General features: G+C 60.5%; 21 protein-coding genes and 1 riboswitch. Of the genes, 10 read left to right on the forward strand and 11 right to left on the reverse strand.

All coding sequences use genetic code 11. The features are described from left to right. Window positions 1-14: 14 nt before the first annotated feature. Window positions 15-110, reverse strand: a riboswitch (TPP riboswitch). A 245-nt stretch (window positions 111-355) separates the two neighbouring features. The 4 genes from HB780_RS06770 to HB780_RS32930 all read left to right on the forward strand — a co-directional run bounded on the left by HB780_RS06770 (window position 356) and on the right by HB780_RS32930 (window position 3708). Further along, entirely contained in the window at window positions 356-502 is a 147-nt protein-coding gene (locus HB780_RS06770; RefSeq protein ID WP_007697761.1) for a DUF1127 domain-containing protein, read from the forward strand. 556 nt (window positions 503-1058) lie between these two features. Continuing rightward, a complete protein-coding gene (gene yghU, locus HB780_RS06775; RefSeq protein WP_183689266.1) occupies window positions 1059-1934 on the forward strand; it encodes a glutathione-dependent disulfide-bond oxidoreductase in 876 nt (291 codons plus the stop codon). A gap of 185 nt (window positions 1935-2119) precedes the next feature. Beyond that, a complete protein-coding gene (locus tag HB780_RS06780; protein ID WP_286202986.1) occupies window positions 2120-3550 on the forward strand; it encodes a hypothetical protein in 1431 nt (476 codons plus the stop codon). Further along, window positions 3547-3708, forward strand: coding sequence for a hypothetical protein (locus HB780_RS32930; protein ID WP_286202987.1), 162 nt, complete (start codon window positions 3547-3549; stop codon window positions 3706-3708). The genes HB780_RS06780 and HB780_RS32930 overlap by 4 nt, the downstream gene beginning before the upstream one ends. Window positions 3709-3731: 23 nt before the next feature. On the opposite strand, the gene HB780_RS06785 is transcribed toward HB780_RS32930, so the two are convergent. From HB780_RS06785 to HB780_RS06795, 3 genes are all read right to left on the reverse strand, one after another. Continuing rightward, window positions 3732-4316, reverse strand: coding sequence for a cation efflux transmembrane domain-containing protein (locus HB780_RS06785; protein ID WP_183689267.1), 585 nt, complete (start codon window positions 4314-4316; stop codon window positions 3732-3734). Between the two features lie 129 nt (window positions 4317-4445). Beyond that, complete coding sequence (locus tag HB780_RS06790) at window positions 4446-5810, reverse strand: sigma-54-dependent transcriptional regulator (protein WP_183689268.1); 1365 nt, start codon at window positions 5808-5810, stop codon at window positions 4446-4448. Then, a complete protein-coding gene (locus tag HB780_RS06795) occupies window positions 5807-7669 on the reverse strand; it encodes a sensor histidine kinase (protein WP_286202988.1) in 1863 nt (620 codons plus the stop codon). The genes HB780_RS06790 and HB780_RS06795 overlap by 4 nt, the downstream gene beginning before the upstream one ends. A 234-nt stretch (window positions 7670-7903) precedes the next feature. Between HB780_RS06795 and HB780_RS06800 the strand changes: the two genes are divergently transcribed. Both HB780_RS06800 and HB780_RS06805 read left to right on the forward strand, forming a co-directional pair. Further along, on the forward strand, window positions 7904-9235 hold the full coding sequence (locus HB780_RS06800; protein ID WP_183689270.1) for a dicarboxylate/amino acid:cation symporter: 1332 nt from the start codon (window positions 7904-7906) through the stop codon (window positions 9233-9235). 517 nt (window positions 9236-9752) lie between these two features. Next, window positions 9753-10142 (forward strand): NUDIX hydrolase, encoded by a 390-nt coding sequence (locus tag HB780_RS06805; protein WP_353622953.1) that lies wholly within the window; start codon window positions 9753-9755, stop codon window positions 10140-10142. A 5-nt stretch (window positions 10143-10147) separates the two neighbouring features. On the opposite strand, the gene HB780_RS06810 is transcribed toward HB780_RS06805, so the two are convergent. The 4 genes from HB780_RS06810 to HB780_RS06825 are packed head-to-tail and all read right to left on the reverse strand — an operon-like array spanning window position 10148 to window position 14306. After that, window positions 10148-11350 (reverse strand): ABC transporter permease, encoded by a 1203-nt coding sequence (locus tag HB780_RS06810; RefSeq protein WP_183689271.1) that lies wholly within the window; start codon window positions 11348-11350, stop codon window positions 10148-10150. Window positions 11351-11354: 4 nt separating this feature from the next. Then, the gene (locus HB780_RS06815; protein ID WP_286202989.1) at window positions 11355-12515 is read right to left on the reverse strand and encodes an ABC transporter permease; all 1161 of its coding nucleotides are present in this window, start codon (window positions 12513-12515) and stop codon (window positions 11355-11357) included. Further along, entirely contained in the window at window positions 12512-13219 is a 708-nt protein-coding gene (locus HB780_RS06820) for an ABC transporter ATP-binding protein (RefSeq protein WP_183689272.1), read from the reverse strand. The genes HB780_RS06815 and HB780_RS06820 overlap by 4 nt, the downstream gene beginning before the upstream one ends. 1 nt (window position 13220) lies before the next feature. After that, window positions 13221-14306, reverse strand: coding sequence for an efflux RND transporter periplasmic adaptor subunit (locus HB780_RS06825; RefSeq protein WP_183689273.1), 1086 nt, complete (start codon window positions 14304-14306; stop codon window positions 13221-13223). A 159-nt stretch (window positions 14307-14465) separates the two neighbouring features. Here HB780_RS06825 and HB780_RS06830 point away from each other — a divergent pair, with 159 nt between their 5' ends. Next, window positions 14466-15494: a helix-turn-helix domain-containing protein gene (locus HB780_RS06830; protein ID WP_183689274.1), complete on the forward strand. Its 1029-nt coding sequence runs from the start codon at window positions 14466-14468 to the stop codon at window positions 15492-15494. Between the two features lie 11 nt (window positions 15495-15505). Here HB780_RS06830 and HB780_RS06835 read toward each other — a convergent pair whose 3' ends face one another. Further along, window positions 15506-16270, reverse strand: coding sequence for an IclR family transcriptional regulator (locus HB780_RS06835; RefSeq protein WP_183689275.1), 765 nt, complete (start codon window positions 16268-16270; stop codon window positions 15506-15508). Between the two features lie 90 nt (window positions 16271-16360). Here HB780_RS06835 and HB780_RS06840 point away from each other — a divergent pair, with 90 nt between their 5' ends. The 3 genes from HB780_RS06840 to HB780_RS06850 all read left to right on the forward strand — a co-directional run bounded on the left by HB780_RS06840 (window position 16361) and on the right by HB780_RS06850 (window position 20136). Next, window positions 16361-17290, forward strand: coding sequence for a polysaccharide deacetylase family protein (locus HB780_RS06840; RefSeq protein WP_183689635.1), 930 nt, complete (start codon window positions 16361-16363; stop codon window positions 17288-17290). A gap of 59 nt (window positions 17291-17349) precedes the next feature. Further along, window positions 17350-18846 (forward strand): ABC transporter substrate-binding protein, encoded by a 1497-nt coding sequence (locus tag HB780_RS06845; RefSeq protein ID WP_183689276.1) that lies wholly within the window; start codon window positions 17350-17352, stop codon window positions 18844-18846. A gap of 132 nt (window positions 18847-18978) precedes the next feature. After that, a complete protein-coding gene (locus tag HB780_RS06850) occupies window positions 18979-20136 on the forward strand; it encodes a M20 family metallopeptidase (protein ID WP_183689277.1) in 1158 nt (385 codons plus the stop codon). 26 nt (window positions 20137-20162) lie between these two features. Here HB780_RS06850 and HB780_RS06855 read toward each other — a convergent pair whose 3' ends face one another. Genes HB780_RS06855 through HB780_RS06865 form a run of 3 tightly spaced genes read right to left on the reverse strand, consistent with a single transcriptional unit; the run spans window position 20163 to window position 22853 of the window. Then, window positions 20163-21146 (reverse strand): ABC transporter ATP-binding protein, encoded by a 984-nt coding sequence (locus HB780_RS06855; protein WP_183689278.1) that lies wholly within the window; start codon window positions 21144-21146, stop codon window positions 20163-20165. A gap of 4 nt (window positions 21147-21150) precedes the next feature. Next, complete coding sequence (locus tag HB780_RS06860; protein WP_183689279.1) at window positions 21151-21978, reverse strand: carbohydrate ABC transporter permease; 828 nt, start codon at window positions 21976-21978, stop codon at window positions 21151-21153. Then, the gene (locus HB780_RS06865; RefSeq protein WP_183689280.1) at window positions 21975-22853 is read right to left on the reverse strand and encodes a carbohydrate ABC transporter permease; all 879 of its coding nucleotides are present in this window, start codon (window positions 22851-22853) and stop codon (window positions 21975-21977) included. The genes HB780_RS06860 and HB780_RS06865 overlap by 4 nt, the downstream gene beginning before the upstream one ends. Window positions 22854-22881: the final 28 nt, after the last annotated feature.

Below are 22881 nucleotides of genomic sequence, written 5' to 3' on the forward strand. Positions count from 1 at the left end.
GACGACGCAGCGTGCCGAGACCCCGAGCGACTCCCTCCGCCAGCATGATCTGGTTCAGGTTCAAAGGGTGCTTCTCAGCCCGTCATCGACGGACGCCCCTGTCTCTCATCACCGTCTTTTTCGCAGAGAACGGCTGCGCTGTCACCAGAAAATCGTCGGCCGTATCGTAATCGAGGTGAGCCAAAGCGAGCGGACACCGCGAGGCAGCTCCGCAACCCATGCATCAGTTGCATGGGTGCATTGAGACCTTAGCTATACAATCAACGAGGGTTTCGCACTACATCACTCTCATCGGAGCGGATGGAGCGCCAAGCACGGCAGCTCTGCTTCGAATACCCTAGGAAAGGGGATCATCATGAACGTAGCACGCTCTTTTAATAACTGGCTCAAGTATCGTCAGACGGTCGCCGAACTGGGCCGTATGTCCACGCGCGAACTGCATGACCTCGGCATCGGCCGTAGCGAAATCCGCAACGTCGCTCGTGCGGCCGTTGTTCGCTAACAGCGTAAAACGCTGATCTACAGTCAAAATTCTGCTAGCGCCTGCTTCCTCCCGAGCGGGCGCTTTTGCTTTGTACGCGCCACAGGCGAAGCGCGGCGTTTCCGGGTGAGGGGCTTGCCGCCTGAAAGCCGCCCGATTTTCGCATAATGCATAGCTGCCTTGCAAATAAATGCCTATGAAGTAAGCAGGTCTAGTGTATAGTCATATTCATCGAAGCAATGCACCTCCTCCCGCAGAGCTTCGATGATGCGGGCGCCCTTATCCTCCTCCCAAGGTCGCCTGCGGGAACGGCAGCACTCCTCCTCCCAGCTGCTGTTCGGTTCTTTTCGAAAAGCCTGCCGCACCTCCTCCCGCGGCAGGCTTTTTCGTTTTGGGCCGAGCCGAATTTCTCCGGCGACCCGACTGGGAACCAGTCAGATCCTCACGCGCAAATCCTGACGCCAATGTGATCCCGCCCTCTCGTAAAAATTGATCATGCCCCTATGTGCGTAATAGAGAACGCGCTAGATCGGTCGGTACGTCGCAATTGTATCCGCCGAAAATCAGGAGTTTGAGCATGACCGATTCTGCCGAATACACGCCGCCGAAGATCTGGGTCTGGAACAAGGCGAATGGCGGCCAGTTTGCCAATATCAATCGTCCGATCGCCGGGCCGACGCACGAAAAGGAATTGCCGGTCGGCCGCCATCCTCTCCAGCTCTATTCGCTGGGAACACCGAACGGGGTGAAGGTCACGATCTTGCTCGAGGAGTTGCTGGCGCTGGGCCATAGCGGCGCCGAGTACGATGCCTGGCTGATCAAGATCGGCGACGGCGATCAGTTCGGAAGCGGTTTCGTTGATGTTAATCCAAACTCCAAGATTCCGGCGCTGCTAGATCGTAGCGGCCCGACCCCGATCCGGGTCTTCGAATCCGGTTCAATCCTGACCTATCTCGCCGAAAAATTCGGGGCGTTCCTGCCGACCGAACAGCCGGCGCGCGCCGAATGCCTGTCTTGGCTGTTCTGGCAGATGGGCAGCGCTCCTTATCTCGGTGGCGGCTTTGGCCATTTCTACGCCTATGCGCCGACAAAGATCGAATACGCGATCGACCGTTTCGCCATGGAGGTGAAGCGCGAGCTCGACGTTCTCGACCGCCGTCTCGCCGAAAGCGAATATCTGGGTGGAAAGGACTATACGATCGCCGATATTGCCGTCTGGCCCTGGTATGGCGGACTAGTGAAGGGCTGGCAGTATGGCGCGGCCGAGTTCCTTCAGGTGCAGGATTACAAGAATGTCCAGCGCTGGGCCGAGGCAATCTTTGCACGACCGGCCGTGAAGCGCGGTCGCAAGGTCAATCGCCTGTCCGGCGATCCCGCCGACCAATTGCATGAGCGTCACGACGCCAGCGATTTCGACACCAAGACCCAGGACAAGCTTACGGCCGCTGGCTAAGCAACCTACTCATTCGTGCTTGAGCCCGTCGCCATCATGGCGGCGGGCTTTTCATATTTGCGACTACCGATGCTTTTCCGATCGGCACGTCAGCCTCGCTCCATCTTGTTTGGCCAAATGTCTCATAGACATCGATGCGCGCATTCGAAGTGCGTCGATGAAGGACCGCAAGGGGAATGCCGCGCATGCAAGAGAGCTTTGACGACCGTGCCTCCGGCCCCGCCTCGAGCAGCCAGTTGGACAATGATCGTGATGAGCTTCTCGCTTGTCTGGTGTCCGGCGGAGACGAGAGGCTGGATTGCGAACCCGTGACTGGCCTTAACATGTATGGCCACGGTCCATTGCCCCGGCCGCTGGATCTGGCCTTCGGTTCGTCGACCGCATCGACCATTTCCGCGCCAGCTTTCGCGGCAGTCGGCGCCTATCATGCGCAGCTTCTTCGGGAGATGGAGACGCATGCCGCCGCTGACATCTATGCGCGGGAGATCGCGAGGGTTCGAACGGAGTTGCTGCATCTGCTCGGCCTTGACGACGGCACGGAACAAGTGGACGCCGTCATGGCGACATCCGGTACCGATCTTCATCTTTTCGTCGCCGCGCTGCTGGCGCGCGAGGATAACCGGACATTGATGACCATAACGCTGATGGGCAATGAGACCGGGAGCGGGGTCATGGCTGCCGCTGCCGGCCGGCACTTCATGAACCGCGTCAGCAACGATCGCCCGGTTGCCAAGGGCGAGGAGCTCAGCCCCGGACAGGCCACGCGCAACGCCGCCGTCGCGGTGCGTAACGCGGATGGTACGTTGCGCAGCGACGACGAGGTCGAGAGCGAGTTGAGAGGCTTGATCGAACTTGCCCGCGCCGCCGGTCTCAGATGCCTTCTCGTCGTGACGGATGTCTCCAAAACCAGCTTGCTCGCGCCCGGTCTCGATACGGTCTTCCGCTTGAAAGCACGTTTCGGCGCCATGCTCGATATCATGATTGATGCCTGCCAGTTCCGGGTTTCCGCTGCCACGATCCGCGCCTATCTCGCCCATGACTTCCTTGTGGCGCTGACAGGCTCGAAGTTCCTGGCCGGGCCGATTTTCAGCGGAGCTCTGTTGTGTCCGCCGCGATTGTCGGCTCGACTGAAGCAGCGAGCTTTGCCGGCGGCGCTTGCTGATTATTGTGCGCAAGCGGACTGGCCGGAGGGCTGGGTGGCTAGGGATGAGTTGCCGCATCGCGCCAATTTCGGCCTTCTGCTGCGATGGAAAGCGGCCCTGTTCGAACTGGAGCGTTTCGTGAAGACGCCCGACGAAAAGATAATGGCCGTTCTGTCCGCTTTTGCCGCGGCGGTGCAGGTTCGGCTGGAGCGCGATGGCGCCTTCGAGCAGCTCGATACGCGCGCCATAGCCCGAAATCGTCTAGAGGATCGGCCATGCGGATCGCGTTGGGACGAGATCCCGTCGATCTTTTCATTCTACCTTAGAAACCCCTATCGGGGGGCATTCTGGCGGCGGCGGAGACTGCCGCGGTTTATAAGGACCTGGCAGTCGAAGAGAGCGGCCTTACGCCGGTGCGCCTCGGTCAGCCGGTTCGCTGCGCCGATTTCGGCGATATGCCGGCAAGCGCCTTGAGAATCTGCCTGAGCGCGCCGTTGATCGTGCGGGCCTGCGAGAGCGCGCAAGCGCTGGAGAGCCTGATTGATCAGGCCATGGCGGTGCTGGATCGGACAGCCTTCGTTGCGGCGCAATTGGCACCTCGGTCGGAGGCAATCCGTGCATCGGGCGGCTAAGGACTAGCATCCTCTCGCCGCGATCAGGCGGCGGCGCGATGCTCGTCTCTTGCCGTCGTCCAAACTTCGCGTGCCGCATCGGCATTCATCGCGGCGATGGCTATGCCGACGATAAGGTCCGGCCAGGCCGAATGCCACAGGAATGCCGTCACGATCCCAGCTGCGATGATAGCGATATTGGCGAGCGCATCGTTGCGGGCGGAAAGAAAGGCGGCGCGGGTCAGGCTGCCGCTATGGTCACGGAAACGAACCAGCATCATGGCGCAGGAGAGATTGACGACGAGCGCGCCGAGGCCAGTCAAGGATAATGGCAGCGGCTCGGGGGCAACCGGAACCATGAATTTATGCCAGGCGGTCCAGATGGTCGCCAGTCCGGGAATGAGGAGGATCGCGGCAAGCGCCATGCCGATACGGGCACGATTGCGTATGCTCCAGCCGAGCGCCATCAGGATCAGAAGACTCACCGAGGCGTCTTCAAGGAAATCGATACTGTCGGCAAAGAGCGATACTGAGCCTATGGACAGGGCCACCGCAAATTCGACTCCGAAATAGCCAAGATTCAGCAGCGCAACACGTTTGACCGCGTTGCGGAGAGCAATGTCCGTCATATGTCCTCCATCTTCCTCACCACCCGGGCAGCAAGAGCCGGCAGGCGTCCTTCACGTTTATCTAACGTCGAATATCCGCTTGAACAGATGCACACGTCGAAGATAATCGCCGGCTATCTATAAGCTTTGCTAGTCTTCGCCGTCAAAGCCCGCAAATTCACTCCGGACAATGCCATGGCGCTGAAGTTTGTCGTAGAAAGTCTTGCGCGGGATGCCGAGTGCTTCGATCGTTCGGCGGACATCGCCGCCGTTTTGAGCAAGCGTTTCGCGGATGAGATCCGCCTCATAGCGCTCGACGCGGACGGGCAGGGATAGAGCCGTATCGGCGGAAACAGTTTCACTCGGCTTTACGCCTGCGGCCGATTCCAGACCGAGGACGAAACGCTCGGCGAAGTGCGAAAGTTCGCGAACATTGCCCGGCCAGTCATGGTGCTGCAAGTGACGGCGGACGGTGGCGGAGATGGTTGGCACGTCGCGCTTGAAACGGCTGGCCGCACGCTCAGTGAAGTAGCCGAAGAGCAACGGGATGTCGTCACGCCGGTCGCGTAGCGGCGGGATGGAGATGGTGACGACGTTGAGGCGGTAATAGAGGTCTTCGCGAAAATCGCCGCGCTGGCGCGGATCGCCAAGATCGACCTTTGCCGCCGCCACGACACGAAGATCGATGGGGCGCACTTCATTGGTGCCGAGCGGCGTGACTTCCCGCATTTCCAGCACGCGCAGCAACTGCACCTGTATGGTCGGTGGCATGCTCTCGATCTCGTCGAGAAACAGCGTGCCGCCGCTCGCATGTTCGATGCGGCCGATACGCTTTTTCTGCGCGCCGGTGAAGGCGCCGGGCTCGTGGCCGAAAAGCTCGCTCTCGATGACGGTTTCCGGTAGGGCGCCGCAATTGAGGGCGACGAAATTGCCCTTCGCCCGCCGGCTCCAGCGATGCAGCAGGCTCGCGACCACTTCCTTGCCGCTGCCGGTCTCGCCGGTCACCAACACATCGACGTCGGTATCGGCGATCTGCCGCAGGGTGTGGCGCAGTCGCTCCATTGCCGATGTCTGGCCGATCAGCGGTAGATCGCCCTGCGCCTGTTCGGCGGCAATGCGCAGCGCGCGGTTCTCCAGGACGAGCCGACGCTTTTCCGCCGCGCGCCGCACGCTTTGCACCAGCCGGTCGGTGGCGAAGGGTTTGGCGATGAAATCATAGGCGCCGTCCTGGATCGCCTTGACGGCCATCGGGATATCACCATGGCCGGTGACCAGGATGACCGGAAGATCCGCATCCCGTGCCTTGATGTGATCGAAGAGCTGCTGCCCATCCATTTGTGGCATGCGGATGTCGGAAACGACAACGCCGGGGAAACCGGCTTCCAATGCACCGAGCGCATCCGCAGCAGCCGAAAAGGCGGATACGGAAAAGCCAGCAAGTTCAAGCGTCTGCTTTGTTGCTTTCAACAGATCCTTGTCATCGTCGATGAGGAAGACCGGGGACGCGTTGTTCATGAAGTTGCCTTGCGCAGATGGATGATGAAACGGGTGCCGCTCTCGTTGCTCTCAACCTCGATGCGGCCGCCATAGTCCGTGACGATGTCCTTGGAGATGACGAGGCCAAGGCCGAGGCCCTGTTCCTTTGAGGTATTGAAAGGGGTGAATAGTGAATCGAGGATCGCTGAGGGAATGCCGGGGCCATTGTCGGAGACGGTAACCTCGACGCCATCGGGTGTCTCCCGCGCCGAAACCTCGACCTTGGGCCGGTCGCGCCCTTCCAGTGCTTCGAGTGCATTCTGGAAGAGATTGATCAGCACCTGTTCGAGCCGGATGCGCGTGCCGACGACCGTGAGCCCGGCAGGTGGAAGATCGATCGCCAGGGCATCGAGCCGGCCGGCAAAGCGGCTTCTAAGCAGGACCACGGCACCCTCGATGACGCTTCTGAGTTCCACCGGCTTCGGCGCGCTCCGTCCCTTGCGGGCAAATGCCTTCAGCTCCTCGGTGATCGTGCCGATCCGCTCGGTCAAGGCCGCGATGGAGGTGAGGTTTTCCTTTACCGGCGTGATCTGCTTTCGATCCAGGAAGATATGGGCGTTGTCCGCATAGGCGCGGATGGTGGCGACCGGCTGGTTGATCTCGTGAGCGACGCCGGCGGCGACCTGGCCGAGAATGGCGAGACGGTTGGCTTGCACCAGTTCCTGTTGCACGATCTGCAGCTTGGTTTCCGTCGTCCGGTGATCGGAAATTTCCGCTTCCAGGCGATCGCGGGCTTGGCTCAGATCTTCTGTGCGCTCCAGCACGCGCCGTTCCAACTCCTCGCGCGCCACCCTTCCGACCGCGATCTGCATGGCGGAGACATGACGGCGCCTTAGCAGAAGGGCGGCGATCGCCAGGATCGGCACCAGCACGGTCAGCGCCAGGAAGCGCGTCTCGCGAACGGCGGAAGCAATCGCCTGTTCCGTCGGGATAAGGTAATCCAATTGCCAGGGTGTTGAAGGAACTGGTGTCGTCATGCGCAGATATTCTACAGCGCTGCTGCCGGGCAGGACCGCGCGTACGATCGACACCTCCGGGGCAATGGGGTCCGGGCGGGCGATCGGCAAGGGCGCCAGTGGCGCGTCGCCGAATTGCCGGCTCTTGCGGATGGTTGTGATATCGCCCGACGAAAGTGGCGATGTCGTCATGAAGCGCCACGAGGGGATGCTGGTGATCAGCACGACGCCATGTTCGTCGGTAACATAGGCCGGACGGCCCGCTTCCCGCCAGTCGGCTTCGAGTTGATCGAACTCCATCTTGACGACCACGACACCCAGTGCCGCATCCGCGTCGCCAACGCGGCGGGAAATATAGAGGCCCGGACGATTGCTGACATTACCAAGTACGAAATGCTCGGCGGTTCCTGTCTCCATTGCCCGATGGAAATAATCGCGGAAGTTATAGTCGTTGCCGACGAAGCTCTGCGCCTCACGCCAGTTGCTTGATGCGATCGCTATACCATCAGTACCAATGACATAGAGCACCGCCGCATTGGTGCCGGAGACGAGGTTCTCAAGCTTGCGATTGAGTGTCGCTACGGCAGGGCCCTTTGCGGCCACTAGGGCTTCACGCACCTGCTGATCTTCCGCCAGCAGGAGCGGCAGCGCACGCGGGCGTTCAAGGACAGCCCGCAGCAGCGCGACTTTCAGGTTGGCATCGGTGTGGCCCTGGCCCTGCAGCGCCTCGATTGCGGTCATGCGGCCGTAGAAGCTTGCGCCGTAGAGGGCCGTTGCGATGATGGCCGCGCAGAACACCACAAAGACCATCCAGACACGACGGGAACGTCGGCTGAGTTGCTCTGGTGTTGAAAATCGTTCTGTGACCGGACGCTGCAGCATCCGCATATTGTGCATGATTTCGCGCGCGCTGCAATTCATCTTGTGCGGATTACCGCACAGGTTTAACGACGCGGTTGAGATTGCCCAGGAAAAGCCATTTTTAAATCAAGGCGTTGCCTCGTTTGCTGCTGTTTGGCACGCTCGTTGCTAATAACCTTTAAACAGTCGGAGGCTGTTGAGTTTTAGTCTTTGCCCGGAGGGCCGAGGAATCGGTTGGGCACAACGGAGGACATCATGATTGCTCCCATCGCTGCCGACGCCGAAACGCGCGTCAAACTACCGTTCTACCGGCATCTTTATGTGCAGGTTCTCACGGCCATCGCCGCCGGCATCCTGCTCGGCCATTACTATCCGCAGCTCGGTACATCGCTGCAGCCGCTGGGCGATGCTTTCATCAAGCTGGTGCGCATGGTCATTGCGCCGGTCATCTTCCTGACGGTGACGACCGGTATTGCCGGTATGTCGGATCTGAAGAAGTTCGGTCGCGTCGTCGGCAAGGCATTCATCTACTTCCTGACCTTCTCGACGCTGGCGCTGATCGTCGGTCTTATCGTCTCGAATGTCGTGCAGCCGGGCGCCGGCATGCATATCAATCCGGCAACGCTGGACACGAAGGCCGTCAGCAACTACGCCGCGCAGGCTCATGACGCCTCCGTTGTCGGCTTCCTGATGAACATCATTCCGGACACCATCGTCGGCGCCTTCGCCAAGGGCGATATCCTTCAGGTGCTGTTCTTCTCGGTGGTCTTCGGCATCGCGCTTGGCGCGGTTGGTGATCGCGGCCGCCCGGTTGTCGACTTCCTGCAGGCACTGACCACGCCGATCTTCCGCATGGTCTCGATCCTGATGAAGTTCGCACCGATCGGCGCGTTCGGCGCCATGGCCTTCACCATCGGCAAATACGGTATCGGCACGATCGCCAATCTGGCGTTCCTGATCGGTACCTTCTATGCCACGTCGCTGTTCTTTGTTCTGGTCGTGCTCGGCGCCGTTGCCCGCTATAACGGCTTCTCGATCCTGGCGCTGATCCGCTACATCAAGGAAGAGCTGCTGCTGGTGCTTGGCACCTCGTCTTCGGAAGCCGCACTGCCCGGCCTGATGAACAAGATGGAACGCGCCGGCTGCAAGCGCTCCGTCGTCGGCCTCGTCATTCCGACCGGTTATTCCTTCAACCTCGACGGCACCAACATCTATATGACGCTGGCGGCGCTCTTCATCGCGCAGGCGACCGATACGCCATTGTCCTTTGGCGACCAGATCCTGCTGCTGCTGGTGGCGATGCTGAGCTCCAAGGGTGCAGCTGGCATTACCGGTGCCGGCTTCATTACGCTGGCCGCCACGCTCGCCGTCGTGCCTTCGGTTCCGATCGCCGGCATGGCGCTGATCCTTGGCATCGACCGCTTCATGTCGGAATGCCGCGCGCTCACCAACTTCGTCGGCAACGCCGTTGCGACGATCGTCGTGGCGCGCTGGGAAAACGAACTGGACCAGGCGAAATTCGCGGATGCCATGGCCGGGAAATTGACAGCGGATGTCGAGACGCCCGCGTTGCAGGCTGCCGAGTAAAAACTCTATCGGCGGTTTGAAGAAAGAAGAAGCGGTCTCCCCTGACGGGAGGCCGTTTCAGTTTCGGGAAGTCCCTTCATCTGAGTGCCGCCAGGGCGTGCCACAGCCTGCCTTGGAAGCGCGTGTAAATGCCGCATGGCCCCGCCCCTCATCAACAGTCTCCTTCATGAAACTGTCATGATCACGGCCCAGAGGATGGTTCAAGCCACGGCAGTTTCGAGTAAAGTTGCGTGTGAAGCAGGAGAGCCGCGTGTCGCAGAAAATGGTCGTGAATACGTCCGAGGCGGAGGACCATAAAGGGGTCTCCCGCTCCGCCGTTTCGCGCCCATTCACACCGGTTTCCAGCGTGGGGCGGGAGGTTCTCCGGACAGTATCCGGTGCCTCTGACGAGACGAAGTCATTAAGCCAATCACAAGGCTTTCTCGCAGAGCTAGCTTCCCATGCGGATGCGCTATTTCATGGACCCATCTACGAGCAATATGCGGCGATCTGTTACCGGAAACATCCGGAGTTGGGCATGCCCGAAGTACTCGTCGTCACCAGCCGCGAGAGCGGGCGCTGGATCGTGCCGAAAGGCTGGCCGATAAAAGGCAAGAAGCCGTATGAGGTCGCCGCCATCGAGGCTTTCGAGGAAGCCGGCGTGCGCGGCAAGATCAAGAAGAAGAGGTTCGGCTATTTCACCTATCTGAAGCAGCTTCCCGACGACAGCCACGTTCCCTGTATTGTGCAATTACACCTGCTCGAAGTCGAAAAGACCTTTGAGAACTTCCCGGAACGCGGCCAGCGCCTCAGCGAATGGGTTTCCTTCACCGAGGCGGCAAGGCGCGTGCGTGAGCCGGAACTCAAGAGCCTATTCCTGGAGGCTGACCGAAGGATGCGGCGGCCGAAGACGAAAGATAAGAAGTAGATCCGTCAGCCCGCCTGCGCTCGCCCGCTCATTGCCAATCTGAGTGGGATACGCGTGGCGGCCACTGCCGGCAATGCGCCACCGATGGCGCCAATAATCAACGACAACCAGACCGCCTTCATCACCAGGGGAAGCGATAGCACCAGCTGAAACCCGATCTGTGTGCGGTCAGGGCTCACGGTCGATGCCGTCCAGCCGTTGAGGACGAGATAGGAAAAGCCGACGCCGGCCAGGCAGCCGAGGCAGGTCAGGGCCATCGCCTCGATCCATGTCCCCGCAAAGGCCGCCCGCCGGCTGAAGCCGATGGCGCGGACCGTGGCGATCTCGGTGCTACGATCCGACACGGAACTGAACATGGTCGTCATCGCGCCGACGACGGCACCGGCGGCCATGGTGATCGCCAGCGGCCAGCCGAGGAGAAGGATCAGCTTCGACGTCCGCTCCGCGAGCCCGGCGAAATAATCCTGCTCCGACCGCAGTGTCAGTCCGATCTGCGGCGTTGTGGCCGCCATGGATTGCAATGCGGGTAACGCCTCCGGTTCGGTGAGCTTTATCCTGACGCTCTGGATCAGATTGGGCCGGTTGAACAGCGTCTGCACCACGCCGATATCCGCCAGCATCTCGGATTCGAAGACAGACCCATCGGCGTCGAAGATACCGACGACCGTCCATTTCGATGTACCGAACGTGAGCTGTTCGCCGATCTCCAGGCCCTTATAATCAAGGCTCAGCCGGCGGCCGACGACGATCTCGCTGGCGCCGGGATTGAACATTCGGCCACGCGCTATCCTGACATTCGGACGCACGCTGAGACCGAAGGGACCGATGCCACGCAACGATAGTGTCGAAAGCAGTCCGCCGGTCTTTTCCGGCACCTGCACGGGCACGACCATTTCCGGCGACATGATCGAGGCGCCCGTCGTATCTGTGGCGATGCCGGGAGTATCGTCGAGATAATGAAGCTGGGAAGGTTCGATCCGGCTGCCGAGTTCCGTCGCGGCTCCCTTGCCGAGAGCGATGGCGATGTCCTTGGAACCGGCTTGCAGCAGCGATGTCTGGAAGCCATTCGACATCGCCAGAAAGCCGAGCAGAACCGTGACGACCATCGCTACGGAAAACACCAGCGAGAGGGAAATCCATATCCGGCGGCGGAGCGATTTCAGATTGGATAGGGTGAGGGCCAGGGATTGGCGGGTGATTGTGCTCATGGTCTCATCTTTCTCTCAAAGCGGCGCTGGGCGGCACCCGTATGGCGTTGAAGGCCGGCGCAATGCCCGTTGCCAGCGCCAGCAGGGCTGCGAGGACGATCGCCTGAACAATGATCGGGGGCGTGAGCGTCAGGTCAGGCACGATAGTGCGCAGCGGCTCATGCAGAAGCAGGATGGCCGCAGTGGCAAGGCCGAGACCGAGGCTGAGTCCCGCGGCAAATAGGGCGGAGGTCTCAGCCAGGACATTGCCGAGAACAAAGAGCCGCGAGAAGCCGAGGACCTTCAGCACGCCGATTTCCTTCGTCCGCTCACGGATGGCGAAGAACATGGTGTTGGCGACGATCATCAGGATGGTCACGAAGGCGACGCCGACCACCAGCCGCACGATCGTTGCGATATCGGCGAATTGCGCGATGAAGGCCTTCATGAACTCGGCTTCCGTGCGCGTCCGGGTCTCGTAGGCGGAATTGGCAAAGAGAGTATCGACGGACTTGATGATATCATCAGTACGAACGCCCTTCTTCGGCACAATGCCAAAGCCGGTGACGGTGTCGCGGTCCATGCCACGCTCCGCGTTGATGTAGTCGTACCGCGCCATCACGAAATGTGTGTCGGCGGATTTCTTGCCATCCAATATGCCGACGATGGTGAATTCGAAGTCGGAGCTGCCATCGGTCCTGACGAAACTCGACGTATTCAGCGTGATCGTCTGTCCGAGCGTCCAGCCTTCCTGGGAAGCAATGCTGCGGCCGACAATGGCGCCGTTGCGGACCTCTCCGAAACGGGCAAGGGCATCCGTGGGAATATCGTATTCATCACCCATGAAGGCGGCGAAGCTGCGTGGCTCCACCGCCGTCAGACCCATAAAATTCGTTGGCGTCCGATAGGTCGCGCGGCTGCGCGCCATATAGGTCGCCACGGCGATGTCGGGTAATGCCTGGATCTTGTCGTAATAGCTGATCGGCAAGGGCAGGGCATCGCCGACCTTGTTGGTCACGATCAGCCGTTCCGAAACCACCTCGCCGCCGAGAAAGCCGTACTGGAAGCTTGTCAGGACGAGATAGATGAAGAAGGCGATGGCGATGCTTGTGATCAGCAGGAGGCTGCGCGTCGGTTTGCGTGCCATGGTGCGGCGGAGAAGGGTGTAGCGGTTTATGGTGCTCACGCGGCCTCCCGTTCGACGAACTGGCCCTTGTCCAGACGCAGCACGCGCTTGGCGGAGCGCGCCGCCATATCGTCATGCGTCACCATGACGATGGTCTTTCCGAGTTCTGCGTTGAGGATGCGCAGCATGGCGAGCACCTCTTCGGCGGAAGAGCGATCGAGATCGCCCGTTGGCTCATCGCAGAGCAACAGTTTCGGATCGCTCGCCAGCGCTCGTGCAATCCCCACACGCTGCTGCTGGCCCCCAGAAAGCTCCGACGGCAAATGCTTGCGCCTATCGGTAAGGCCGACAAGCGACAGGATCGTCTCGACCCGCTCCCGACGCTGGCGCGCGGTCAGGCTGGTCAGGAGCAGAGGAAGCTCGATATTCTGCTCCGCCGTCAGCATCGGCATCAGATTGTAGAACTGGAACACGAAGCCGACATTGGCACCGCGCCATTTCGTCAGCGCGCTTTCGCTCATTCGGCTGATGCGCGCATGTCCGAAATTGATGTCGCCGCCATCGGGACGGTCGATACCGCCGATGAGGTTTAAGAGGGTCGATTTGCCGGAGCCGGAAGGGCCGACGATCGCGACGAAATCGCCAGCGCCGATGGTCATGGTCAGATCCGAAAAGATCGTCACGGCGTTCTTGCCGATCCGGTAGTCCTTGCGCACATTATTGATCACAATCCCGTCGTCTGGCGCAGCTGTGCTGTTGTCCATTTCAAAGTCCTCTTTCATTTGCGTTTGCCTGAAGTTCTGGAGCATCCAGAGTGACCTTCGCCGCTATGTTCGGCAGTACGCGTGTGGGCGGTGTCAGGAATTCCAGCCGGGCAGTCACCGTGCCCTTCTGCATTGAGGCCGCCGGCACGATTGTCCGCACACGCATCTTGAATTTCCGGTTGGGGAAGGCGTCGAGAACGGCGACCGCCGTCTGGCCGGGTTCAATGCGCGCAGCATTGGATTGCGCGATATCGACGTCGATGGTCAGGGAGTTCGGGTCGAGAAGGATGGCGATCCCGTCTCGTGGCCCGCCGCCATCCGTGCCGGAGGCAACCATATCGCCGGGGCCAACGAGCCGGGTGACGATCACACCGTCGAACGGAGCGACAATCCGGTGGAGCGCCAGGTTTCTTTCCTGCTTCTCCACCTGTAGCCCTGCGGTTTCGGCCGTTTGTCGCGCGACATCGAGATCGCTGGTCAACTGCACAACGGAGAGGCTATCGTCATCAAGGCTGCTCGCTGCCTTGGCACCGCGTTCGACAAGCAATTTGGTACGCTCCAGGGTCTTGCGAGTCTGTGCTAGCGAAACTTCGACCCGGCGTGCCGCAGCGGCTGTGCCTGCGGCCTGGGATCTGGCGATCCTGAGTTCGATCTCGTCTGTTGTCGTATCCAGCTGCGCGATAACTTGTCCCGCAGCGAAATGGTCGCCGACATCCAACGGCAGTTCGACCACCTTGCCACCGATCTCCGGCCGCAGGGTGATCATCTTCTCGGCCACGACATAGCCAGAGCCGATCACGGTCTGAAGCGGAGGTGTCTGCGGCAGTCGAGCGGGGAGCTGGTCTTGCGCTATCGCGTCAGTTTCTTTTACTGGCTGGGAGATGGATCCCGTTGCAGTGGGCCCCCACAAACTCTCGGCAAGGGGAAGCGACATGTAAGCCGCTGTCGCGAGTGCTACGGCTAAGCCGGTCAGCGCCACCCCACGCATTGGGAGCCGACGGCTCGCGGCTGTATCGGCGGGCGGTGTTCCTTCGCGCTCGATCGACAGCGACCGAAGTCGGTTCGCGATATTCGCTTCTGCATTCATGAGGGGTCTCCAGACGTTGACGGCGTGATTTTCCGCCGCCGGAACGTCTGGCGCGACCTCGATCGTGATTTAGGACGTCGCAGAACGCGATCTAGATCGCCGGAAGCTGCGAGTCAGGCCATAGTGGCGACAAATATGGTTACCCTGGGGAGGGGTCTTATGCTGTTCGTGCCGTTACCCTTCGTCGTTGCTCTCCTGCTTCTTCTACTGTTTCTGACAGTGGTGAGGCGTGACGATGAGCTTGCCGCGAACCGGCCCTTTCTCGTCCTGCTTCTGCTTTGTGCCGTGCAGTCAATCCTCGTCGGGCTGCGCCTGGGCTATGGTCTGCAGTGGATTGGCTATCTGGCGCTGGTGATCCCAACGGTCATGCCGCCACTGGTTTATGCCGGCGTGCGCAGATTGGGCGTGGACAGTCCCAGGCGCTGGCCCGCTCTCCTGGGCTTCTACAGCTTTCCTCCCGTTGTCATTGCCGTGCTGGCCGTTGTCTGGCCCGAGGCCATCGATATCGCGATGATCCTCATTCAAATCGCCTATGCCGTGGCATTGCTCTGGCTTGTCCGGCCGGGCCCCGACGCGTTGCGTCTGGCGTCGTTCGAGGCGGCACAGCCGGCGCATCGCGCGCTTGTCTTTGCCGCTGGCGCGCTGTGTTTTTCGGCATTGATCGACGCGCTGGTGCTGTTTGATTTCGGCTGGACCCATGGCGCGCATGTCGGCTTGATCGTCAGCATCGCCAATCTTGTCGGCCTGCTTGTCCTCGGTACTGCGGCGGCGGCGGCCGCCAGCCGGAATTCCACAGACGCCGAGATGGTGGAGATCCCGCCTGTGCTCGACACAGCCGAAGATAAGGATACCGTCGACAGGATCCATGCGTTGATGCAGGAGAAGAATCTCTATCGGGATGCCAATCTCAACCTTGAACGGCTGGCTCGCAAAGCCGGGATACCGTCGCGTCGCATCTCGGGTGCCATCAACCGGGCCACGGCCAAGAACGTCTCGCAATATGTCAACGATTACCGGATTGCCGAAGCCTGCCGGCTACTGGCCGAGACAGACCAATCGGTGACCGAGATCATGCTTGAGGCCGGTTTCCAGACCAAATCGAATTTCAATCGCGAGTTCCGTCGGGTCACCGATATGACACCTGTCGCGTGGCGCGAGAAGTGCGCCTATTCCGCAAATCCGGCCTGATGCGATGGCGCTTAAGGCTTCGCCGTATATCCGAGGCTGCGACTGATATCGTCGGCTGTCTTGCGCAGCATCGACAGAAGCGCTTCGCGCCGCTCGATGTAGCGGCTGGTCAGCGTACCCAGATTAAGGGCTGCAACGACGTGGCCGGCGGCGTCGAAAACGGGCATTGCGATGCCGGTCGAACCTGTGACGAATTCCTGGTCGTTGACCGCATATCCGTCCAGCCTCACCTTGACGAGGATATCCCGGATCTCCTGCAAATTGGTGTTCGTGTAGGGCGTGTAAGATAGGAACTGTACGCGGGAGAGATAATCCTCCAACGTCTGGTTCGGCGCGTGGGCAAGAAGAACACGGCCCATAGCTGTGCAATAGGCGACGATGGCCGCGTCCAAATTCACGTCATAGCGTATCGGCTGGCGGCTCACGCATTTTGCCAGCCTGCGGACGTCGCAATGGGCGTTCATGGCGCTGAGCAGTACGGTCTCGCCAGATTCGTCGCGCAAGCGCTCCATGAACGGCATCGCCTTGACCACCAGCGGCTCTTCATGGCGCCGGAAAGGGAAGCCGTGCCGGCCCGCCTCGACCAGCATGTAGCGCCCGGTGGAATCCTGCACGAGATGGCCGCGCGCGGCGAGGGTCTGCACCAATCCATGCGCGCTGCTTTTCGGCAGGGTCAGATCCCGAACGATCTGCGACAAGGCAACGGCTTCCCGCCGCCCCGCCATATATTCAAGAATATCAAGGACACGTCCGGCGCTCTTCACTTCCGAGTTCATATATGTGAACGACCTTCCCGTTGTTGGCCAGTCGATCGGCCTGTAACAGTTGTGCCGAGAAAAGCGACAACCGGCAAGGCGGCTGCGATGATGAGCGAAACGAAAAAGCAAGCAGAGGTCAGCGAACCCTGGCTCTGGCCGGACGAAGTCTGGTGGAGCCGCGTCGACAAGGTGCGCGCCGGGCGGTCGTTGCGGCCGGCAAAGTGGAAGAATGGCGCCCGCATGGCGGTGGCCTTGTCCTTCGACGCCGACCACGAGACGTTCGAGTTGCGCAATGGCGGCATTTCGATCGGCCGCATGAGCCAGGGGCAGTATGGCCCTCGTTCAGGCATGCCGCGCATTCTCAAGTTACTCGAAAAATATGCAGTTCCAGCCTCGGTCTTCATGCCGGCGGTGTCGGCGATGATCAATGCTGATGAAGCGCGCGCCGTCGTGGCCTCTGGTCATGAACTTGGCATGCATAGCTGGATCCACGAGTTCAATTCGCGCCTGGACGAAGCGACGGAACGCGATCTTGCGTTGCGGGCTGCCGATGTGCTGGAGCGTATTTCCGGTGTTCGACCGGTTGGCATGCGCACGGCCTCCTGGGATTTCAGTCCGCACACGCTGAAGATCGCCCGCGAGATGAATCTGCTTTACGATTCGTCGTTGATGGCCGACGAGGAACCCTACGAGCTTCTCGAAGACGGCGAGCCGACGGGCATTGTCGAAATCCCGGTGGAGTGGATCCGCGACGACGCTCCTTATGTGGCGATGGACCGTATGACTGGTGCGCGACCCTATAGCAGCCCGTCGATGGTTCTCGATATTTTCCAGCGTGAACTGGAGGTGGCCTATGAGGAGGGCGGGCTTTTCCAGCTTACTCTTCATCCGCATCACATCGGCCATCGTTCGCGTATCTTCATTCTGGAAGAGATTATTCGCCAGGCGCAGGCCAAAGGGGACGTATGGTTCGCCACCCATGCGGAGCTAGCCGCCTATTGCGCTTCGGAAGCCGGTCTGAAGACATTGCACCAATAAATGATGTGCGTCCGGCGGCGCGCGACGACGTTCTTGAATTTCAAAGGGGGTAGTAGATTATGCATTTCAAGTTCTTATCCGTAGTGGCTCTTGCCGCGAGCCTTCTGGCAACGGCCGCCTATGCGCAATCGGCGAAGGATACGCTGACGATCGACCTGCCGAATGATGCGGCCACGCTCGATCCGCATCTTCAATGGGACACGGACAGCTACAGCGTCTATCGCAATATCTTCGACAATCTCATCACCCGCGATACAGCGGGCGCGATCGTGCCGCAGATCGCAACCTCCTGGAAATATCTCGACGACAAGACCCTCGAATTCCAGATTCGCGACGATGTGACCTTCCAGGACGGCAGCAAGCTGACAGCCGAGGATGTCGCCTACAGCGTCAACCGCATTATCGATCCGGCTCTGAAGAGCCCGCAATTGTCGCAGTTCAACCAGATCGTCAAGGCCGAGGCCACCAGCCCGACAGTAGTTAAGATGACGACGAAATCGCCCTATCCGGTGCTGATTGCCCAGCTCGTCAAGCTGTCGATCGTACCAAAGGCCTATGTCGAGAGGGTGGGAGCTCAGGAGTTCAATCTGAAGCCGATGGGCAGCGGCCCCTACAGGCTGGTGCAGTGGCAGAAGGGTGTGCAAACCGAGCTTCAGGCGAATGATCACTACTGGCGCGCAAAGCCGCCCTTCGAGCACGTCGTCTTCCGCGCCGTGCCCGACGTCTCCACCCGCATCGCTGATCTGAAGACCGGGAAGGCCGACCTCGTTCGCGATCTTCCTTCGGATCAGGCGATTGCGCTGAAGAGCAGCGAGGAGGCGCAGGTGCTCTCGGTTCCGACCGAGCGCGTCGGCTATATCTACATCAACGCCCAGGCTGGTGCGACGCAGGATGTCCGCGTGCGCCATGCGATCGCCTATGCCATCGACCGGCAGACCCTGGTCGATGCGCTGCTCCAGGGCTTCGGCTCACCGGTCAACGTCGTCGGTGCCAAACCGATCTTCGGTTACACCGAGAGGGTCGACGGCTACCCCTTTGATCCGGATAAGGCGCGCGCCCTGATCAAGGATGCGGGTGCCGAAGGGGCGAAGATCGAGTTTTTGACTTCGCCCTCCTATGATCGTTCCATGGTGGAAGCCATCCAGCAGATGCTGAACGATGTGGGCCTTGATACGACGATCACCTCGCTCGATCAGGCGACATTCCTGAAGCGTCGCCAGGGAGACGCCAAGGACGCCGGCAGCATGGCTTTCGGTCGCTGGTCCTGCGCCTGCCAGGATGCGGACGGTATCATTTTCCCGCTCTTCCGCACCGGCAGCAGCTGGGCGAAATACAGCAATCCGCAGTTCGACAGCCTCGTCGACGATGCCCGTTCGACGCTCGACAGCGACAAGCGGCTGGAGGACTACCGGAAGGCCTATGAAATCCTGAAGCAGGACGTGCCGGGCATCGGGCTTTATCAGGGCGATGCCGTCTACGGCGCCAGCAAGAATCTGAAATGGCAGCCGAGCCCCAACGAAGCCATGTTCGTCATGGACATGAGCTGGCAGCAATAGGCCGGGCAGATTATGGATTCGGCCGGTGACTGGAGCCTGCCTTTCTGTATCAATAGGCTAGACGTGTCCGACGATTCTGATCCGCCGGACACCATGTCCTCCCGCCTTTGACCTTTCGTTCGGATGGCTTCCATGACCCTTGCTATTTCTCCCGATGATATCGACCAGGCGGCGCTGCTTTTGGAATTGCAGCGTTGGGTGGAGATCGAAACCCACACGCCGGACGCCGACGCCGTGAACCGGCTAGCCGATCGTGTCGAGGCAATTGCCAAGACAGCAGGTCTGGAAACCGAGCGGACGCCCGGAACGCTGGGCTTCGGCGATATTCTGGCGGTGCGTTCTCCTCGTCCTGCCGGCAGCAACCAGAAGAGCACGCTCATCCTGGCGCATCTGGACACGGTTCATGCGGCCGGCACGATCAAGAACCAACTGCCCTGGCGGCAGGAGGGTGACCGCCTCTACGGACCTGGTATTTACGACATGAAGTCCGGCGCCCTGATGGCGCTGGAGGCGATGAAGCTTGCGGTCCAGCATGGCTCCGGCCCCAAACTCCCCATAGATCTGCTGTTCATGCCGGATGAAGAAGTCGGCAGTCTCAGTTCCCGCGCGCTCATCGAGGCCTATAGCCGCAATGCCGGCTACGCTCTGGTGGTCGAGCCCGCTCGTGATGGTGGCAAGATCGTCGTCGCGCGCAAGGGCGTGGCCATGTTCGACATCGTCGTTCGCGGCCGCGCCTCCCATGCTGGCACCCGGCCGCAGGATGGACGCAGCGCCGTCCACGCCGCCGCAAGGTTGGTGCTCGAACTCGAAGCATTGAACGACCCCTCGCGCGGCATCACGGTGACTGTCGGCACCATCCATGGCGGAACCGGACGCAACACCGTGCCGGCGGAGTGCCAGATGCAACTTGACGTGCGGGTGCCCGACGAACCGACGGCGACGGAAATCCTCGGCAAGATCGAGGCCCTGAAGCCGGTCGATCCGGATATCACGCTCGAAATCAGCGGCGGTCTCAATAGGCCGCCATTTCCGCAATCCGAAAGCGGTAAGCGGCTTTTCGACCATACTGCTGGGATTGCCGCCGAACTCGGAATCAAGCTCGAAGGTGTCAGTACCGGCGGCGGTTCGGACGGCAATTTCACCGCAGCTATCGGCGTCGCCACGCTTGATGGGCTGGGTGCAGACGGCGCTGGCGCGCATACGTTTGACGAGTATATCTTCGTTAGCAGCATCGCGCCTAGAACGGCATTGCTGGCCAATCTGATGTTGACGCTCGACGGCAAGGAATGATGCCCGGCAGCGGGTGAGGCGGTGGCTTAGAAATTGAACCTGTGCGCGGCACCTTCGACCGGATTGGCCCAGACCATGGAGCCCGGCGCGAACGGTGTCTCGCCTTCCGCGCGCGCGACCATCTCCCCCATATCGGTGATATCGAGATGGATGATCGCCTCGGCGCCGAGGCGTTCGACATGACGAACCTTGCCTTGCCACTGGCCGTCGGTTTCCGAGAGTTTGATATGCTCGGGCCGGATCCCGTAGGTCTTGCACCCGAAACGTTCGGCGATCTCGCCGCTGTAGAGGTTCATTCTGGGGCTGCCGATGAAGCCGGCGACGAACGGGGTGGCCGGGTGGCGATAGAGCTCCATCGGACTGCCGACCTGCTCGATCGCGCCGCCCTTCAGGACGACGATCTTGTCGGCCATAGTCATGGCTTCGACCTGATCATGGGTGACGTAAATCATCGTCGTCTTCAGGCGGGCGTGAAGTTCCGATATCTCCAGCCGCATCTGGGCTCTGAGCGACGCGTCGAGATTGGAGAGCGGTTCATCGAACAGGAAGACCTTGGGATCGCGCACGATGGCGCGGCCGATGGCGACGCGCTGCCGCTGGCCGCCGGAAAGCTGCTTCGGCTTGCGGTCGAGCAGCTGAGAGAGCTGGAGCGTGTCGGCGGCCGCACGCACCTTGGCCTCGATCTCCGCTTTCGGGCGGCGGGCAAGCGATAGCCCGAAGCCGATATTTTCCGCGACGGTCATATGCGGATAGAGCGCGTAGCTCTGGAACACCATGGCGATGCCGCGCTCGGAAGGCTCGGCATGGGTGACATCCTTTTCGCCTATGGTGAGCGAGCCCGAGGTCGATTCCTCCAGGCCGGCGATGATGCGCAGCAAGGTCGACTTGCCACAGCCGGACGGTCCGACGAAGACGACGAATTCACCGGAGCGCACCTCGAGATCGATCCCCTTGATGACCTCGAGTGCGCCGAAGCTTTTGCGGATCTGCTTCAGAGTGAGTTCAGCCATTGCACTAACCTTTCACGGCGCCGGCCGTCATGCCCGCCACGATCTGTCTGTTGAAGAAGATGAAGACGATCAGGGGAGGGATCGTGACGAGAAGGATATTCATGAAGAGCAGGTTGTACTGGCTCGTATACATACTCTGGAAGTTATAGAGCGTGAGCTGAACGGTGACGTTCTCCTTGCCCGGTAGGTAATAGAGTGGGTTGGTGAAATCGTTGAAGATCGCGATCGACTGCACCACGATGTTGGTGACGGTCACCGGCTTCAGCAGCGGCAGGATGACCCGAAAGAAGATCTGCCAAGGTTTGGCACCGTCGATCCGCGCCGCTTCGTCCAGATCACGCGGGATCGTTGCGATGAACGACCTGAACAGAAGGGTCGAGAAGGAGAGGTTGTAGGCGACCTGAATGAGGATCATCCCGCTGATCGTCTTGAACAGGCCGAGTTCCTGCAGCAGCCCGATCGTCGGCACGACGGCGGGCGGCATCATCAGGCCCATGAAAAGAGCGACGGACGCCACGCTATTCCATCCCGTCTTTCGCCGCTGCATCACATAGCCGACCATCGCCGAGAGCAGAATCAGGATCGTGACCGAGACGACGGTGATCAGCGTCGAATTGAAGTAGGCGAGAACCAGCTGGTAGTCGCGCGCCTTGAACACCGCGACCAGATTGTCCCATAACAGCCATTTCTCCGGCAGGCCGAAGTTCAGCCGGGAGGCCTCGGGTTTCGACTTCGCTGCCTGCAACAGCACAAAGACGAAGGGCAGGACGAAGATCACCATGGCGATGGCAAGAGCGATCAATCCGGTAACATAAGGTCGTATCTTTCTCATTCCTCGACCTCGCGCCGGTTGAACCACAGGGTAAGGGGCAGGATGATGATGGCAATCAGCGCAAACAGGATGACGTTGCCGGCGGTCGACAGGCCGTAGAAGCCCGCCTGATACTGCTTGTAGATCACCGATGCGATGACATCCGACGAAAAGCCCGGTCCGCCACGGGTCATCGCCCAAATGAGATCGAAGGATCTGAGGCCGCCGATGAGCGACAAGGTGACGACCGTGATCATGGCCGGACGCACGAGCGGCAAGGTGATCCGCGAAAATTGCTGGAGCCGCGTGGCGCCGTCGATGCGGGCCGCCTCGTAGTAGTCAGGGCTGATCGCGGCAATACCGGCGATGAAGATCAGGGTCGCGAGGCCTACACCCTTCCACAGGTCAACGAGGGCCACGGAAAAGAGCGCCAGTGCCGGATTGGTGAGCCATCCCGGGCCAGGGATCCCCAGCGTTTCCAGCGCGACATTGATGATGCCCCTGGTTGGATGCATCATCACCGTGAAGGTGATGCCAATGCCGATGGTCGAGACCAGAACGGGGAAGAAGACCAGCGTGCGCAGGAAGCCGCGCGCGAAGATATTCCCGGTCAGCAGCACCGCCAACAGAAGGCCGCATACGGTTTTCAGTCCCGATGTCGTCACGGCGTAGATCAGCGTGTTCACGAGCCCCTGAACCAGGAAAGGCTCGGAAAAGAACTGCCGGAAATTCTCCAGCCCGATGAATTCCGCCGTGCTGAGATCCCAGCGTGTCAGGCTGAACCACAGGGAAGAGACCGTGGGGGCCAGAAACAGCACGCCATAGATGATGGCGGCCGGGATGAAGAACCACAGGGGATAGGGTGATGTGTGCGAGCGCGGGCGTGTCTCAGTCATAGCTCCCTCTCCGATCGGGTGAAACCCC

It is taken from the genome of Rhizobium lusitanum (assembly GCF_014189535.1).
Lineage (GTDB): Bacteria > Pseudomonadota > Alphaproteobacteria > Rhizobiales > Rhizobiaceae > Rhizobium > Rhizobium lusitanum_C.

Coding starts and splice junctions, on each gene's coding strand:
- HB780_RS06845 (WP_183689276.1), top strand. CDS start 17,350: ATGCATTTCAAGTTCTTATCCGTAGTGGCTCTTGCCGCGAGCCTTCTG.
- HB780_RS06800 (WP_183689270.1), top strand. CDS start 7,904: ATGATTGCTCCCATCGCTGCCGACGCCGAAACGCGCGTCAAACTACCG.
- HB780_RS06805 (WP_353622953.1), top strand. CDS start 9,753: ATGCCCGAAGTACTCGTCGTCACCAGCCGCGAGAGCGGGCGCTGGATC.
- HB780_RS06770 (WP_007697761.1), top strand. CDS start 356: ATGAACGTAGCACGCTCTTTTAATAACTGGCTCAAGTATCGTCAGACG.
- HB780_RS06810 (WP_183689271.1), bottom strand. CDS start 11,350: ATGAGCACAATCACCCGCCAATCCCTGGCCCTCACCCTATCCAATCTG.
- HB780_RS06795 (WP_286202988.1), bottom strand. CDS start 7,669: ATGCTGCAGCGTCCGGTCACAGAACGATTTTCAACACCAGAGCAACTC.
- HB780_RS06830 (WP_183689274.1), top strand. CDS start 14,466: ATGCTGTTCGTGCCGTTACCCTTCGTCGTTGCTCTCCTGCTTCTTCTA.
- yghU (WP_183689266.1), top strand. CDS start 1,059: ATGACCGATTCTGCCGAATACACGCCGCCGAAGATCTGGGTCTGGAAC.
- HB780_RS06790 (WP_183689268.1), bottom strand. CDS start 5,810: ATGAACAACGCGTCCCCGGTCTTCCTCATCGACGATGACAAGGATCTG.
- HB780_RS06780 (WP_286202986.1), top strand. CDS start 2,120: ATGCAAGAGAGCTTTGACGACCGTGCCTCCGGCCCCGCCTCGAGCAGC.
- HB780_RS06860 (WP_183689279.1), bottom strand. CDS start 21,978: ATGAGAAAGATACGACCTTATGTTACCGGATTGATCGCTCTTGCCATC.
- HB780_RS06825 (WP_183689273.1), bottom strand. CDS start 14,306: ATGAATGCAGAAGCGAATATCGCGAACCGACTTCGGTCGCTGTCGATC.
- HB780_RS06865 (WP_183689280.1), bottom strand. CDS start 22,853: ATGACTGAGACACGCCCGCGCTCGCACACATCACCCTATCCCCTGTGG.
- HB780_RS06835 (WP_183689275.1), bottom strand. CDS start 16,270: ATGAACTCGGAAGTGAAGAGCGCCGGACGTGTCCTTGATATTCTTGAA.
- HB780_RS06785 (WP_183689267.1), bottom strand. CDS start 4,316: ATGACGGACATTGCTCTCCGCAACGCGGTCAAACGTGTTGCGCTGCTG.
- HB780_RS06850 (WP_183689277.1), top strand. CDS start 18,979: ATGACCCTTGCTATTTCTCCCGATGATATCGACCAGGCGGCGCTGCTT.
- HB780_RS06840 (WP_183689635.1), top strand. CDS start 16,361: ATGAGCGAAACGAAAAAGCAAGCAGAGGTCAGCGAACCCTGGCTCTGG.
- HB780_RS06820 (WP_183689272.1), bottom strand. CDS start 13,219: ATGGACAACAGCACAGCTGCGCCAGACGACGGGATTGTGATCAATAAT.
- HB780_RS06855 (WP_183689278.1), bottom strand. CDS start 21,146: ATGGCTGAACTCACTCTGAAGCAGATCCGCAAAAGCTTCGGCGCACTC.